A 16024-nucleotide genomic window follows, 5' to 3' on the forward strand; every position below is an offset into this window, starting at 1 on the left:
CTTCGCTCGAGGTCAAGTTCCTCAGCGAGGTAATCAACCGTCTCTTCGAGGCTCATACGTGAAGGAAGCGCTCCGATCAGTATAAACCTAGTGCTGTATCATGACTACGGAGGAGATGACCAGACTGTCTAATGACTGGATGGAGCTACCGCTGCGAGAATCCGGTCGCCTCAACTGGGAACCCGTCAGCCCGTTTTGCGACATGGCCTGGGAGCTGGTAGACTCCGCCCTCCACTCGTTCCATCGGTGCTTCGAGCGCCCCCTCTGAGAGCGACCGTTCGCTCCACTCGGTATGGGAAACCGCGACCTCAAATCCGGCGACTTGTGGTGGAACTGCGGGCAATGCCTCGGCGTTCTCCGGGTACTCCTCAAGAAGCGGTGCGTATCGGAAGGGAAGACGAAGCAGATGACTCCGGGTTGTTTTCCCGGAGTAGAAACACCGATTCGGATCTGCAACGAGTACATCCTCAACGCGTTCCTCGTCAGTCGGATAGTCGATGCCGTAGTGGTCGGGGTCGTCGCCCGATTGTGCTTGAATTACCCGTTCGATCGCCTGCCCGAGACTCATTGGGTCGGTCGCATGCGAGAGCCAGCAGGCTGCTGCAATAGCGTCGTCTGCGTCGGTGGTGAGCGTGTACGTCGAGATTTCTGGGGAGCTGATTGGCGCGTAGTACGCACGCACTGCGAATAGACAGGGCTCGTAGACTCGTCCACCTGCCTCATTCGCTTCGGCGGCGACGTCGTCGCTGTGTAGACGCGACTCGAAGTCAGCTTCGAGTCCCTGGATACGTCGTCGACGCCCGACTACTTCGTACTCCACCGGGTCAATATGGATCTCGGTGTTCTCGGCTGCAGTGAACCGTGCTTCGACGCCGGGCGTGTCCTCCGACCCGTACGTCCCGCGTTCAAAGGATTCCTCTGTCCAGCCGTCTGCGAGCCGTATCTGGTAGTCGTCAGTAATCATCGGAGCCTCGGGTTCCGTCGGCGCAGGACCGACCTCCAAATCGCTCTCGTCCATCTCGAAATCGTGTTCGTCCATGTTACTGACTCTTAATCCCACCTACTTAAACAAAAGTCGCGCTCGAAGAGCACCCTGTCTTCGATTTTTAGTGCATCTCAACCGAGCAGGTTCGCGAGTTCGTGGAGACTCTCCTGCAGGTTGTGCTCGTGTTCGGTCGAAACCGTGATGAACTCCTTCGAATCGCTGTGTTGCTTGAATTTCCCCAGCGACAGCGCCAGATCCCCACTCGGCGTCCCGACGAGCTTCAACAGCACGGACGTATTCTGGAGACCGCTCTCAAGCCAGACCTTCTTAACGTCCTGCCATCCACGAGACGTGACCTCGGCCGACTCGACCTCGTACGCCAAGCTATGGACTTTCCCCCGGTTTCGTCCATGATTTGTTTGAACCGGTGCGAGAACATGCTCTGTCCCGCGCACCTGTTTCCCCAACTGGAGCATTGTACGACCGTCCGGCGTCTCGACAAGCTTGACCCATTTCTGGAATGGGTCATACGATGCGCTCAACCACCAGAATCCCAGATCAGTCCAGTCTGACTGCCCACCATACTCGAACTTCCCATACTCCCACGAGCGACGGAGAAGACCACTGATCTCAGCGAGATACTCCGCCGGGAGCACGACCTCAACCGAAGGGTTCGCCGGTTTGGATTGGCGGAGCCAGTGAATGACACCATGATACCCGTCGGAGAAGTCGTGCTGAACGCTATGTGGCCAGACCGTGAGAATACCGGAGAGGTCGACGTCAAAGCCAGAGAAATCGTCCTGGTCAAGCCACAGGATGCTGTACTCCTGGGCGAGATATTCCTCAGTAACCGCCTCAATATCCTTGTCTTCGTGACGATGCTGAACCTCAACACCGATTCCCCGGCCCTCGGGAAACTGGGGGGCCGAGAACTCAACGAGAATATCAGCTCGGCGATCTCCAAGCGGTTGCTCTAACCCGATTGTGGCTTCTGGATACTCCGTTGTGAGCTTCGAGTACGCAATCGACTTCATCCGCAGATGTGGTGGTGATTCACCCCCACAGTCCGTCTCTTCCTCTGTAGCGTGGTAGAAATGCCGCGCCACGAACGACCCAGACCGATGATGGGAACGGCGAATTTTCAACGCATCGCCGCATTTCGGACATTCAAGCGCGTCTTCTCGCTGAACCTGATTTGGAATCACCTCCTCTCCACGGTGTAGGGCCAGAAACGGCATTGACTATCTCTTGAATAGAGAGTGAAAGTACAGAATAATATCTTTTCTCTGTGCAGGGTCTGTGAATTCTCCGAACAACACGTACCTATTTACCCACTAGTTTGTCAGGTATTACTAAGAATGACGCTTATTTCGCTGCTCAAATTTGCGGAGACGCACCTGCCACCTTACTTCAAACCAGGAACCGATCTCGAGCTGTTCGATGGCGACGAGGAGGAGTGGAATGCCCTCTTCACGACATCGTATTCACTCTCGACACTCATTGACGCGCTCGAACATGGAACGATAGAGACAAGGCACGTCCGGTTTGCTGATTCGACCGCTCGCGACTACCTCCACCATCTTACAGAGACGGGTATTGACGATCGACTCCATCACGAGAACCTCATGAACCGCGAGCGGCTCGTCGCCTTTGCCGATGCGGACTACACCACAGTAGAGGACTTTCTCGGAACAGCAGACCCAATGGACATCGCCAAAGAGACCGGTGTCGAAAGCGATGTCGTCTCCAGTATCGCGACGAACCATCTCGATGGATTCTCGACCGGCGGTTCGTTCGGCGACACGGGGCCGCTTGCAGATCTCACTCCCGGCGACTCATTCACAGGATGGGAACTTGTGGAGTCATCATCGAACCGTATCCGGTGGGTCTCTGCAGGGCGATTCAATCTCACGATTAGCCCTGCACCAGACGGGAGTACGACTGTCTCGTGTAACGCCCCAGACGCCGGCCGAACCGCTTGGTATCGAAAGGGCTACTCAATCGAGGCTGGGGCAGAAGATGGACTCACACCTGAGGATGCACTCACACAGGCTCACGATTGGTTAGAGAACCACCAGCTGGAATACGAGGACGATCTCGCTCAACTACCTCGCATCGGTGCAGCGACCAAGGATTATCTCGCTCTTGAATACGGAATTACGTCGAAAGAGGAGCTCCGCACTTTTGCGGAAACGCAGCCCGATGAGTTCGACGAGATCTTTGGCTCCCCAGGGTCAGAGCTTCAAACTGCATTAGAGGACTGAAATCTGCAGTCCGAATGGGCTAGTCCAGAACGCCTCTCGTGCTGATGGCATTTCTTCACGAGTACATTCATGATACACCGCAGCGCCGTCCTCTGGGAGAGTGTCGGGGATCGAATCCGCTAACGTGGAATCAGAGTGCTTGACGCCGAAGACGTAGATAGCAGGGTTCTCTGGTGATTGACCTTGGTTTTCCGTGCGGATCGGAGCCACTGAACCGTCATTCTCACCTATACGGGAAGAGTCAAACAGTACGCCTCAATATCTGGCGCCAGAGAGATGACCTGTTCTCGCTTCCGTAGCTCCGCCTTCCTAGATGCGATTCGGGTTTCCAGCTGCTCGAGGCGTTGTTTTTGGTTCCGAATCGCGATACGCATATCCGACCCCGTAGTCGCTTTTTGTTCGTACGAATCGATGAACGACTGAATTCGATCTCGCTCTGCTTGCTCGTAGGCTTCCAGGTCAGACAGTTCCTGCTGGACATCCTGCTGCCGGGTTTCGAGAAGGCCCTCACGGATGTCGGCGACCATACTACTGATGTACCTTTCAGCGGCGTCTTCGAGTTCATCACGCTGCTTGAGCAGGCGAGAGACCGTGCTCTCATCTGGACGAGCGTGAATCGTTTCTGCATCAAGGACGCGCTGGCCGAGGGAACGCTGGGCGTCGAGTCCAGCGAGGTCGACGTAGACGGGGATGAGTTGCTCACGAATCGTCTTGCCGGTCGCATCTTCGAAGGCGACTTTGTAGACGAATGTGATGCCGGGCTGGTCGACGAACGGCAGCAGCTTCATTCCGGTCTTCCCCGCGTGCTGTTCCTGCTGGAGAACCAGATCACGGAGGGCCTGTAGAACATCTGCATCCGGGGAGAGATACTCGATTCCGTCGTGATCAATGGCGAAATCGCGGCTGAAGGTGAACGGACCCAGCGTCTCAGGCTGCCCACTGTCAGTCACTTCAGGTGGGACTTCTGCCTCGTACAGCTGGTTTCCGCGTTTCTCGACAGAGCCCTCGAACGCCTCGATAGCTCGGGTGAAGAACTCGCGGATCTCCTGTTCACTTCCGAAGACGTCCTCTGAGTCGTCGACGATCGACTGAATCTCTTGCCGACTTTCGGCGTCGAACGTGCTGCAGTCGATGAGACTCCGTTCGTACCATTCGAGTAGCGTCTGTTCTCTCTCTTCCATCAGCTCCTCGAGTTCTTCTTTCGTCGCGGAAGCCGGTTCGCGGTTCTGAACCGACTTCATGAGCAATGAGTCGATGTTTACGTCGTCCAGCATCCCGAGGACGTCCGCCGTCGCACCGACTTTCGACCGAATCTCCTCGACCTTGTCCTGGAGGAGCTTGAAGATCTCGGACTCTCGTGTACCATCGAACTGGAAGTTCCAAACCTTGACTTCCTTGTCCTGGCCGTAGCGATGGATTCGACCGATTCGCTGTTCAAGGCGGTTCGGGTTCCACGGGAGTTCGTAGTTAATCATGATGTGGCAGCTGTGCTGGAGGTCAATCCCCTCACTCGCAGCATCCGTCGCCATGAGGAGTCGCGACTTCCCGTAGTTAAACTCGTCCTCGATCTGGGCTCGGTCGTCTTTGCTCACGTCCCCGTGGATGGTCAGAATCTCATCTGCCCACGGTTCGTCGGCGAAGAGGTCAAGTAGATAGTCCAGTGTGTCACGGTACTCGGTGAACAGAATGAGTTTCTCGTCCGGATGCTCCTCGAAGAGCTGTTCGATGTAACGCTTGACCTTCCGGGCCTTGGTGTCGACCGGGAGGTCCTCGGCCATCGCGACGAGTTCCTGCAGCGTGTCGATCTCTTTCTGGAGTGCCTCATCACCCTGGGGGACCGTGAGGCGTTCGAGTTCCTGCTCCGCCTGTTCACGGTCAGAGTCCTCCAAGTCTTCGCCTTCGAGATAGGCCGTCGCATCGCTCGAGAGACTCCGCTCATCGGGTTCGAGCAGTCCGTGGAGGCGACGTCGGAGTGTCTCGCGGATAGCGCCGACACTGCTCACGAGTCGCTTTTGCATGAGCGCCATTGCGAAGCCGACAGCGGGCTCGTTCAATTGGTCAGAGCGGTTGTAGACCTCGCGGACGTACTCGGTGACACGCTCGTACAGTTGCTCTTCTGCGGGGGACATCGAGACGGTGGCCGTCTGGACGTCTCGTTCGGGGAAGATGCGCTCACCGTTGTCGTCGTAGATGGTCTCTTTACCGCGCCGAATCATGACGCGGTTCACCGTCTCCCGAGTGAGATCTTGGTCCTCCGCGACGAGGAACGGGTCGATGTAGCTGATGAGCGACCGGAACGCCTCACCTTTCCCGTCGTGTGGTGTTGCACTCAGCAACAGTAGAGATTCAGAGCGATTGGCGACGCGCTCGGCCATGAGCGAGGTCTTGCTTGGAGATTCGCCCCGCTTGCTGGCCTTGTGCGCTTCGTCGATGACGGCGACGTCCCAGAAAGCGTTCTCAATCTCAGTCTGGAACTCGTCTTGACGGAGGAACGCCATGCTGGTGACTAGGCGCTGGCCCTCCTGGTCCCAGATGTTCGCCTCCTCGCCGAGGCGTCGACGCTCGGCGTCGACCCATTGGCGGTCTGCCACGGTGAGGTTGATATCGAAAAAGCGCTCCATATCTCGGATCCACTTCTTCTGGAGGTGGGCCGGGACTAGGAAGAGGACGCTGTTGGCTCGATTCCGGGCTTCGAGTTCTTTGAGGATGAGGCCTGCCTCGATGGTCTTCCCGAGGCCGACGTCGTCGGCGATGAGCGCTCGCTGGCGAAGCTTCTGCATTACCTGATTCACACAGGCGAGCTGGTAGGGTTCGAGGCGGACGAGCGAGTTCGAGATGCTCAGGAGTTGCCCCTGCTCATGGGCCATCTTGAGCTGGAGGGCCTCGGTCCGGAGGTCGAACCACTCCGACGAGACTGCTTCGTGTCGGGGATGGAGGTCCGCCACCTGGTTTTCGAGGGTATCGAGTGCATCACTGCTTGGTTCGACGGAGACGTGGTCGAGACAGACCGTTTTCGCACCATCACCCTCGACGTAGACCCGGAGGTACGGGAGATTCCCGACTTCGTACGTACGGATGACCTCTGCTGGGTCGCCGTTGAGCCTGATTCGGTCGCCGGGTTCGAAGTCCCTAGTCATCTAATCGAGCACGGACATGGTCAATCAATTCCTCTCGTGTTTCTGTTCCAACGCGTGCAACACCCCGGCGTTGGTAGATGAGAACGGGGTGTTGGCTCTCCAGCGATTCGAGATCGACTGAATTCAACGCATTGCGAGAGGTTCCAATGCACCATATCGAGTCTGGCTTTGCTTGCTCTACTATTGTCTCCCAGTTTGGGGTGAGAATCTGTTTGAACACATCGGTAGTGAAGAGTAGAACGACCACATCGAGTTCACCAACCTGAGAAAGTAGAGAGTCCTCAAAGCGTTCTGTGGACTTGGTTTGATCGACGGTCGGTTCTGGCTCTACTACGTCTCCTCCTTCAACATAGCCATAGATTTCGGAGAGGACGTGAACCTCAGTATCACAGTAATCGGAGAGATCGTCAGCGAGAGTATTCACAGATAGGAATGAGCCCTCGAAGAATTCAGAATAAGACTCAGTAGATTCGCCCGTCGTCGACGAGCCTTCTGTGAATATAGCTGCTCTCATCTAGGTACCGTATTTTTGTGGGTCCTTTTTAAATCGTTTTCTTACCGGTTTCCAGATCACGATATTCGAAACTGGCAGTCTACCCCACTTGGTGTTATAGGACCTTTTCGTCGACAGACTCTGGAACGAGTTTTTGTTCTGCAAGCGGCTGGATATTGATTACAACGCCGTGTTTCTTAACGGGGCTGTAGCCAGTAACCAGCACTTCCTGAAGAGCTCGGTCTTCCCAATCAGAGGGCAGTAATTTTGATATCTGATTACACCTATCCTTGACTTCCTCACCGAGTTCAACATCTTCATCAGTTTCGGCAGCAAGTTCGGCTAAGAGACGGGGAGCTCCTTCAAGTCCTTCACGGGGCTCTCCGTTGTCTAAATATCTATCACCTTTACTGAAGTAGTGGTTCAAGAAGGTGATATCATTGCTTCCGTGATACGTCGAACCGACGTTGTCGTCGATATATGAGAAGAGATCATAGAGATGGGGTTCAACTGGTATTGATTTGTCTTGACTGTAAGCCTCACATGCGGCCTCAAGATCCTCAAGTGCATCAAGCCATTCACCCCGGTGTTCGTTCACTCGTTCAAGGAATTTGGGGCTGAAGTGATCCTCAAACTCTTCAGAGTCCATCACTTTGACGAGCTTGTCGAGCGTACTGAGCCGTTCAGCTGTACGCTTTCGAAACTTCGTGACAAGCGGCTTGAGTTCAGCAGCCGTTGATTGAACGGCCTCGTCTCTTTCTGGAGGATGAGGTGAACTGAGTTCAAGAGTTGCTTCCTGAAATTCATTAATCTGGGAGAGGGCACTCTCATATCGTTCATATTCTTCCGCAGCCTCTGCTTGTTCAGTTGTTGATAGTGAACTATCGGACCGACGCTGGTCTGCAACTGCCCTGCGCTCGCGATATTCGGTCTTGAGTGGCTCAAGATAGCGGGATTCGATCCGATCGAAGAGACTCGCATCAAGCTGATGGTAGTCTACTAGACAGGCAAACCCCTCTCTCTTGGGGCCCGAGACGAGTCTTTCCGTGGTAAGTCGCCACAAAACGGGTGTATTTTTGAATTTTTGGAGATGGTACTCAAACAGGTCTTCTATGATCCAGGACTGAAGATTAGGATAGGCCCCGGATTCAGGCTTTTTGTCACCAAGTACTTGATCAGCTTCTGCAAGTCGATCCTGTGCCTCGGTTCCAAAGATGTTCTCAAACTCGGCTTCGAGTCGTTCGATCAATGGTTTTTCGTTGTCAGCCTCATAGACGAGTGGGACAATTCCATCGTCGTCTTCTTCCGTGATTTTCAGAATTAGATGGAGCAGGAGATCCTTGACGAGTTCCTCGACGTTCCCGGCAGGTTCCGTGATGGATTCGGGATCGTACTCATGCTCTTCTCGTGGGTCTTCATTTGTCCGGAGGGCAATCTCCTGCAGTATTACCTCCCGTTGGTCTTCATTTATATCGAAATGCTCGAAGAGGGTCTGATCAATTTCGGAGGCTCGTTGCTCAATTTCTCGCTGTAACCATTCTTGTCGTTTCGCAGCAGCGATGGCTAAATTTCGCAGGGTAGTCTCACCACTGTGTTGTCCCTCGATTGTGGGAGTGTCGATTGAATCAACGAGAGTTCTATGTGGGTGTTCGTACCATTCTGGAGGCTTTGATTCGATTATGGGCTCCAGCAGTTTTGGACCAGTGTAATAAGGCGATTCGAAATCGTGTTGCCTCTGCTTTAGAAGCAGACCAAGGATTCCTTCTGAATTTTCTTCAAGTGCATCTATCCCGCCTAAATCATCATACCATGGGACTTTCGAAACTTCTCCAATCTCCCACATCCGCTCTGGCGTTTGACAGAGCATTAAGTATGTGAATAGATTGCTGTTCGAGTATGAGAGGGCGCTCCAAATATCCCTATCTGGGATGAAGACGGACCCTTTGTGACCAAATATTGAGTCTTGTTGTAGATACCCGAATCGTCTCCCACCCTCCTTCGCGACCGTATAGGTCAGTGCTTCATTGAAATAGTATTGATCATTGCGAGGGTAGGATCCAGGATAGCGTTTTACCGTATCACCATCTTCACTCCAATCAAGAACCAGATTCACGCGAGGGAGCATCCATGCATCTTCTCCTCCTTTTGCAAAAGGAACCCAGTCATCACCGCTAATTTCCCAAAACTGCCTAAGAAACCGGGGATCATCAGCCGTTGCAAGTCCTTGTTTTACTACTCCAAGACTGTCTTTATCTACACGGCCGTTATCGGCATCAAGAGCAATATCAGAGTCGTATAATGAACGAAGATCCTGAGGAACCCAGTAAGAAACGGGACTCCCAGATATCATATCGAATTCGGACATCTCTCTTTTGTAGAAACGCCGAATCCCGTTTTCATCCACGGGGTTGCCAAATGTACACGAGAGGAATTTCTGTTCTTTCTCCTCTGACTCAAGATCATGAAGGCGGAGGAAACTTCCCTCAGACTCGGGCGTTTGTGACTCGCTACTACGGACAACCGTTCCAACGGTTCGAACAGTCGCATTATCCAACACCCCGATACCGTATTCAGCCAAGAAATCGAACGATCCTTTTTCGCCAATGAAATCCTCACGGAAATCCTCGAAGCTCCGCTTAAACATGAATGAACGCGGGACGAGCATCCCGATGCGACCATTTTCCTTGGTGAGATGGTCGCATACCTCGAAGAAGTTGATGTAGAACTCCGGAGTATATTCGTAGTGTTCTTCAACGTAATCTTTAACGATATCAGGCATTCCACTTCCCGAACCGTATGGCGGATTCATCAATGAGACATCGTAGTCTTGCGACAGAATTACCAGAACGCGCAGAAAGCTTCGGAGGTCCTGCGCCATAAAAGACTCACCGTTCCGGTGCTCAGCGACTTCTTGATGGAGATTTTCAAGGAATTTGGTGATACTACCAGGACCCTCGATAGATTCGATGATTGTTGGCTGCTCCGCTGTTGTGAAATGCTCTTCGAGCGTTCCCCTTACATCGAGTAGCGACCCAAGTCCCTGGACATCTTCGAATGCCTCCAAAATGTCCTCAAGAGCAGCCCGTACGTCGGGCTGATCTCCTGCAACCTCATCGAAAATCTCAGAAGCAGCTCCGATATTAGCAATCTTCGCGTCGGCACAAACAATACCCACCTCTGGCATTTGGAAGTCCTCAGCACCCTCTTCCTCAGCGCGTCCTCGAGCCTTTAGATACAGGTTGAATGCAGCCAATTGGCAGGCTCGCATATCGAGGTCTACCCCATGGAGATTGTGCCGAAGAATCTTTTCTGGGATTTCAGACCGGGCGAGGTCGGGGCGTTCCTGATGCCAGATTCGCTCGAGGACGTCAAAGGCATACAATAGAAAATGACCACTCCCACAAGCGGGATCGATTACTCGGACGTCTTTTGGTTCCTCAAAAGTCGGGGCTTCACCTTCTTCTTCTGTCGGAACGAGATACGTGCTGAAATCAGCTAGCGATGGTGATTCCGCAGGAGATGTGTCGCGGAACTTGCGTTCTTCTGCGGAGAGCGTCGATTGTTCTTCGATAGTCGTCGGGAGTTCGTCATTTGCCTCCAGATACATCTTGGTGAGGCTGTTATCGGTGAGCATCCGCACGACCCAATGTGGTGTGTAGAACTGATTTGCCGGAGGTACATCCTCGGGTTCTAATCCTTCTTGGTTCCTCTTGTGGCGTAGCTCTTCCAGCTTAGAGGCGTTGTAATACTCGTATACCCAGCCAAGGACGTCGTCGGCACGCCAAACCTCCTCAGAGACATCATCGAGCTTCCGGCAGAGTTGTTCGAAGACATCGACGTCGGGGTCAACGATGCTGTATGGTGATTCAGGGTCAAACAGAATCTCGATTTCGTCAGTCAGCTTGTCGCAGGCCTCGTCGTAGGCCTCAATTTTAGCCTCGTCAGGACCGAGATACTTCTCGTTTTCAAGCTTCTCAGCTGCAGGGGTTGTTCCCGAGTCTCCAAACTGAGTGACTGGGCGGTCAATGAACCCTCTGACTTCCATACAACGGAGGGCAGTAATCCGATTGACGACAGTATACCCGACACCCATTACATACCGTTCGAACTTCTCCTCCCATGACTTTTCATCGTCCTCACGCTGAACAGCCGTTACCAATCCAGCTCGAGTTTCTACTTCTTCGCCAGAGAGATCCTCACCTCCGTCCTTATCGTTGAGTTCGTAGGCGTGTTCGAGCTGATATTCGATATCCGCCTCAACAGTTTCCCGAAGGTCTGTGACGACGTTTTCGAGATGCTCACGCTCTGATTTGTCCAGCTGAGCTTTCGCCTCAAGAGAAGATTGTCCAGACATGATGTACCGCTCTTGTCTCCTACCTCATAATGAGCCTACATCAAAGTTCCCTTGCCGTCCGTTCATTCGCCCAGAAATCGTCACAAGAACTTCTAAGTAGATACCACGGACTCGTCATAGTATGGCTACAGGTCGAAACGGGGAGCTGGATTCATGGGTCCCATCTCTCATTGGGACACTCCCCGAATCGAAAATCACGATGGCTTTAACTCGGTGTGGTCTCCAGACCGAGCGAACGCACGATATCTCCTCTCTCTACGCGGACGAACTCGATTGGACCTCAGTAAAAGAGATCTGGTACGATGACCGCGTTGCGAATCGGAGTAGTCGAAACAGTTCGAAGTCTTTGCTCATTGCTATCCGAGCCCGGCTTCAGTCAGCGGGGGAAGGACTTCCATCGGTCCCGCTGCTTCCAGCGATTCTGGACCAGTGTCGGAACGAACGAGATCAGGCACAGGTCCTCTTTCTCTACCTCGTCAACCACGACGGGCTGGCCCGCTTTGTTGTTCACGAGTATCTCCGACGACTGATGAAACAAGGCCCCTCTGCACTTGACTTCGAGATGGATACTGTGCTCAGCATTCTCGACGAATTCCGCGACAAGGCTGGTGAGCCGCTAGGATACTCTGAATCAACCCAGAAACGATGGGTACAGGGCCTCAGGTCTGCCCTTCGAGATATCGGTGTGCTCGAAGGAAAGACCGAGACAACGGGTCAACCGCCGAAAGTCGGCGACGTTCCCCTCCAAGTCGCCGCGTACTACTCCTGGGCGCAGAACGGAGACGAGTGGCTCACGAAGCCGATCGGCTGGCTCTACTTGTTCCAGTCCGAAGAGTACTGGGAGCCTCAGAGTAAGCGTCTGGCCGGATATGAGGGCTGGACACACCACGAAGCCCGGAGTCGCGTCTGGTTCGAACCCATCGACGACTTCTACACGATGCTTGCGGAGGGGTCGGCATGACGCCCATGGAGGACCTCTTCGAGAAGCAGGACGCGACCTTCGAGGAGTCGATCCGCATCGACCGGAAGTTCGACGAGGACGACGACAGAGCCGCCCATCGAGACCAGCTCTACCGCCACTACCTCGACACCTACCACATCACGGATGCCTCAGAGGACTTCCTCCGGGACTTCTTCACTCGAATCCACGGCTACGACGAGGAGATGCGAAAGGGAGCCAATCACTGGCTCTACGGGTACTACGGCAGCGGGAAAAGCCACCTGCTGACCGTCCTCAACCTCCTCACTGCATCCGCAGATCTCGAAGAGGAAGACAGAGAAGAGGTCTGGAATAGACTTGATTCAGATAGCGCTTACAGAGACCTCTTCGGGACGTGGTCCTCGATGCTCGACGAGTATCGCCTCGTCCCTCTACCAATCAACCTCCTGAAGTACCAGAGTGTTCGCGAACAAAGCTTCAGTGAGATCATCCTCCAAGCAGTCTATCAGGCGCGAGGTCTCTCGAACCGACTCGACGTCGCGTTCTTCGAGGAGTGGTACCAGAATCAGGGAACATGGGATCAGCGTGATGAACTCACGAAGGAGGTCCTCCAAGACGAAGGCGTTCCCAACGCGGAACAGTACTCGTGGGACGACGTCCAGCAGTACCGAATCCTCTCTGACCTCGTCCTGGAGGAACTCGTCGAACGAGAAACGGGCACCGCAGACGGATTGGCAGACATCCAACGGCAGGATATCGGACAGCGGATGGCTGTCGAAGCCGTCGAGTCGTATCGACAAGAGTTGGAGGCGGAGTCTGAGAAGCCAGTCAAAATCGTCCTCCTCGTCGATGAGGTGACGCTGTTCATCGGTGGGGACTACCAGCGTCTCTCGGAACTCAACGCACTCGCGGAGAGTATCGATACGATCGGTGATGGAAACATCCAGATGGTCGCAACGGCGCAGTCCGAAATCGAGGACGTCCGACCAGGACTCGCCGCGAAGCAACTCGACTTCGGGATTCTCAAAGACCGATTCCCACACCAGTATCACCTACCAAGTCATCACGTCGGAGAAATCGTTCAGCGCCGTCTCCTCGAGAAGACCGAAGACGGAGCAGACTGGGTTGAGTCAGAAGCACTGACGGCGCGGGTACATCCGACCTCCACGTTCGTCTACTCAGAAGTCGGGCAGAACACGGAGCCACCTCTCAATCAAGTCGATGAAGAGGAATTCGTGCAGTTCTATCCGCTCCTGCCCTACCAGCCGGCGCTCTTCCTGGAAATTCTCTCGAATCTACGGAACGAGTTAGCCGACTCGACGAAGTCGATTTTCTCTGGGACTGCGAGAGCGATTCTCGCTATCGTCGCCGGACTCCGAGATCGATGGATGCGCGACGAGACCAAAGAGGAGCTGTCCCTCATCAGCCTCGTCGACTTCTATGACCTGATTCGGTACGAGCTCGAGGACATCATTCCCAACGAGATAGAGGTCTTGGAAGAGATCGAAGCCGACGAAGATACGACTGACTTTGACCTCAAGGTCGCAAAAGCAGTCCTGCTCCTCTCGTACGTGCCCGATTCAGTCCCACAGAACGACGCCAACATCGCGGTTGCGGTGATGGACGACCTCGACGGGCAGCCGCGGACGACCGTCCGAAACCAGGTCCAGAATTCACTGGAGAACCTCGACAAGTACATCAGACCGAACACGGCCGAGGACGGTCCTCTGCTCCGAATCACGGACCGAGAGGAACGAGAGATTATCGAAGAGGCACGCAAGAATCGCGAGAACCCAGATTGGGACCAGATAATCGCCGCTCTCGACGACGAACTCTGGGCAGACATCAGCCCTCGTCTGAATCTTCCAACGTCGGTTCCCTATGGTGGCGATGGCGACAAATACCCCATATCGTACAATTTCTCCATCGACGGGCAAGCACTGGATGAAGAAGACGAGCACGAGAGTGCGCTCGAAGCCACTGTCGTTATCCGGGGCGTGCGACCTGATGTCGACTCCAAGAAGATCAACGAGGGGACGATCTACTGGTCGGTCAAGGAGGACGGGTTGGATGATCTTCGAAGCCAGCTCATCGAGTGGTGGTCGTTCCACAAAGCGACAGCCGAGACGGAGACACCAGATACGATAGCCCGAGACGTCGACGATGCAGCAGATAGGGTGAAAAGCAAACTCGCGAGCGCACTCAAAGACGGCTCGTATAAGGTCGAATCCCAGGAGCCACGTGGACTCGAGTCGGCGGTAAAAGAATGCATCAACCGTGCCTACCCCTCGTTCTTCCATCCCGTCATGCTCGAGGTGGACCAGAGCTACCTTACGGAACTCAAGCGCCTCAACGACGACGAGGAGTATCCAGAGTGGGCACAGAAAATCGATGTCCCAACGCCAGATGCAGAGGTGTCCACGATGGGGACGATTGCGAAAGAGGTTCGAGGTGCTGTCGGTCGAACATTGGTCGACCACGACAAAGAGATGGGTCTGCCAGCACTCTTCGAGAAAATCACCGAAGAGACGCCGTTCTACGGGGAGGTCAAACCGGCAGTAACGGCGGTCCTCTGGGGGCTGTGTCGCGCGGGAGAGTTCCGTCCGGTTGCAGAGGACGGGGAGGCTCTCGCTGCAGATGAGCTGCTGACGCTCTCGCTGCAGATGGAGATCAAGCTGCGTACGGCACCGTCGTCGACGTCGCTCAAGGAACAGTTCATCGATGCTGGAATCATCGACCCGATTCAGACGGTTGACGAGGGAATCGTCGCCCTCGAAGAACTGAATGAGTCGGTCATGCGGCGAGCGCGTACGCTTGCAGAGACGACAGAAGTCAGTATAGAGACTGAAATAGAGAGCGAGGCGCTCGTTTCGCTGGTTGCGGCATTCAGTAATGCACTCTCTGAACTGTCGGATGGTGCAGAATCTCGCGCCAAAGCAATTGCTGCTGACGACACGGACTGGGAGGAAGTAATCGACCGAGTAGCGAGTGACGAAGAGTGGATGACTGCAGTCGAGGATCGGTGGGAGTCTAGAGAGTCCTACCTGCTACAACTCGACGGTCTATTGCGATTCAGAGAGTTGGAGATTGACTGGCTTAGCCAGTCGTTCTACGACGAACTGGATCAGCTGAGCCAACAACTCGATAACGAATCTGGTCGGGAGTGGTGGACACAGGAGGGATGGCAGTCCTTCGATCAGTCACTGGACGCCCGGTTAACCGCGATTTCGGCGCTTGAAGAGGATTGGTCGACTCAGGTAGCAGAGACCAACGCGAAATCGCTAGCGACGAAACTCGAGGGACATCAATGGCTGATTCCACCCCTACAGCTCCCGGAACACAGCGTTCACGATGGATTCCAGTCCGGATATCTCCGCCCACTTCGACACTTCAGAGATACCCACGAAAGCATCCAAGCCTGCATTAGCGCGCTGACAAACAGGGAGCCCGGAACTCACGATGAACGCGCACTGAAACGAGCGCTTGGGACGGTATCCTCAACGACGGATTGGGACAGCCTCAATGTGAATCGAGTCGACTCGTATCGAGAAAAGTACGAGACAGTAGAACAGCTGGTCGGTGGTACTCGGCCCGATGAAATCGAAGGAGTAGGAGTGCTGTTCGGTGATGAGTCTGCACTCAAGAGTCAGTTTGAGCGTATTGTGAAATCGAGGAACCCGACTATCGAGCAGATTGATGGAGGTGTGATTATCAAATGACGTCGACACGAAACCCTCTCAAGAGATTTACCGAGGAATTGGTCGACTTCGCGAGTGGCGAACGACGGGGAATTCGAAATCCCTTCGTCATGGTCCCAGTCGAACCATCTGTTGAACATCGCGTGACTGAAC

At 54.3% G+C, this 16024-nt stretch carries 8 protein-coding genes; 3 read left to right on the forward strand and 5 right to left on the reverse strand.

What is annotated here, in order from left to right:
- Nucleotides 1-145: 145 nt before the first annotated feature.
- Both OPC11_RS21240 and OPC11_RS21245 read right to left on the reverse strand, forming a co-directional pair.
- Nucleotides 146-1039 (reverse strand): hypothetical protein, encoded by an 894-nt coding sequence (locus OPC11_RS21240; protein ID WP_264783315.1) that lies wholly within the window; start codon nucleotides 1037-1039, stop codon nucleotides 146-148.
- 77 nt (nucleotides 1040-1116) lie between these two features.
- The gene (locus OPC11_RS21245; protein WP_264783316.1) at nucleotides 1117-2190 is read right to left on the reverse strand and encodes a competence protein CoiA; all 1074 of its coding nucleotides are present in this window, start codon (nucleotides 2188-2190) and stop codon (nucleotides 1117-1119) included.
- Nucleotides 2191-2343: 153 nt separating this feature from the next.
- On the opposite strand from OPC11_RS21245, the gene OPC11_RS21250 reads away from it, so the two are divergent.
- The gene (locus OPC11_RS21250) at nucleotides 2344-3249 is read left to right on the forward strand and encodes a hypothetical protein (RefSeq protein WP_264783317.1); all 906 of its coding nucleotides are present in this window, start codon (nucleotides 2344-2346) and stop codon (nucleotides 3247-3249) included.
- Between the two features lie 227 nt (nucleotides 3250-3476).
- On the opposite strand, the gene OPC11_RS21255 is transcribed toward OPC11_RS21250, so the two are convergent.
- The 3 genes from OPC11_RS21255 to pglX form a co-directional block, all read right to left on the reverse strand.
- Complete coding sequence (locus OPC11_RS21255) at nucleotides 3477-6194, reverse strand: DEAD/DEAH box helicase (RefSeq protein ID WP_264783318.1); 2718 nt, start codon at nucleotides 6192-6194, stop codon at nucleotides 3477-3479.
- A gap of 184 nt (nucleotides 6195-6378) precedes the next feature.
- Nucleotides 6379-6900, reverse strand: a complete 522-nt coding sequence (locus OPC11_RS21260; RefSeq protein ID WP_264783319.1) for a hypothetical protein — start codon at nucleotides 6898-6900, stop codon at nucleotides 6379-6381.
- Between the two features lie 94 nt (nucleotides 6901-6994).
- A complete protein-coding gene (gene pglX / locus OPC11_RS21265; RefSeq protein WP_264783320.1) occupies nucleotides 6995-11233 on the reverse strand; it encodes a BREX-5 system adenine-specific DNA-methyltransferase PglX in 4239 nt (1412 codons plus the stop codon).
- Between the two features lie 121 nt (nucleotides 11234-11354).
- Between pglX and OPC11_RS21270 the strand changes: the two genes are divergently transcribed.
- Entirely contained in the window at nucleotides 11355-12194 is an 840-nt protein-coding gene (locus OPC11_RS21270) for a DUF1819 family protein (protein ID WP_264783321.1), read from the forward strand.
- Nucleotides 12191-15892, forward strand: a complete 3702-nt coding sequence (locus OPC11_RS21275; protein WP_264783322.1) for a hypothetical protein — start codon at nucleotides 12191-12193, stop codon at nucleotides 15890-15892. Before OPC11_RS21270 ends, OPC11_RS21275 begins: the two co-directional genes overlap by 4 nt.
- Nucleotides 15893-16024 lie beyond the last annotated feature (132 nt).

It is taken from the genome of Haladaptatus sp. T7, from assembly GCF_026008575.1.
Lineage (GTDB): Archaea > Halobacteriota > Halobacteria > Halobacteriales > Haladaptataceae > Haladaptatus > Haladaptatus paucihalophilus.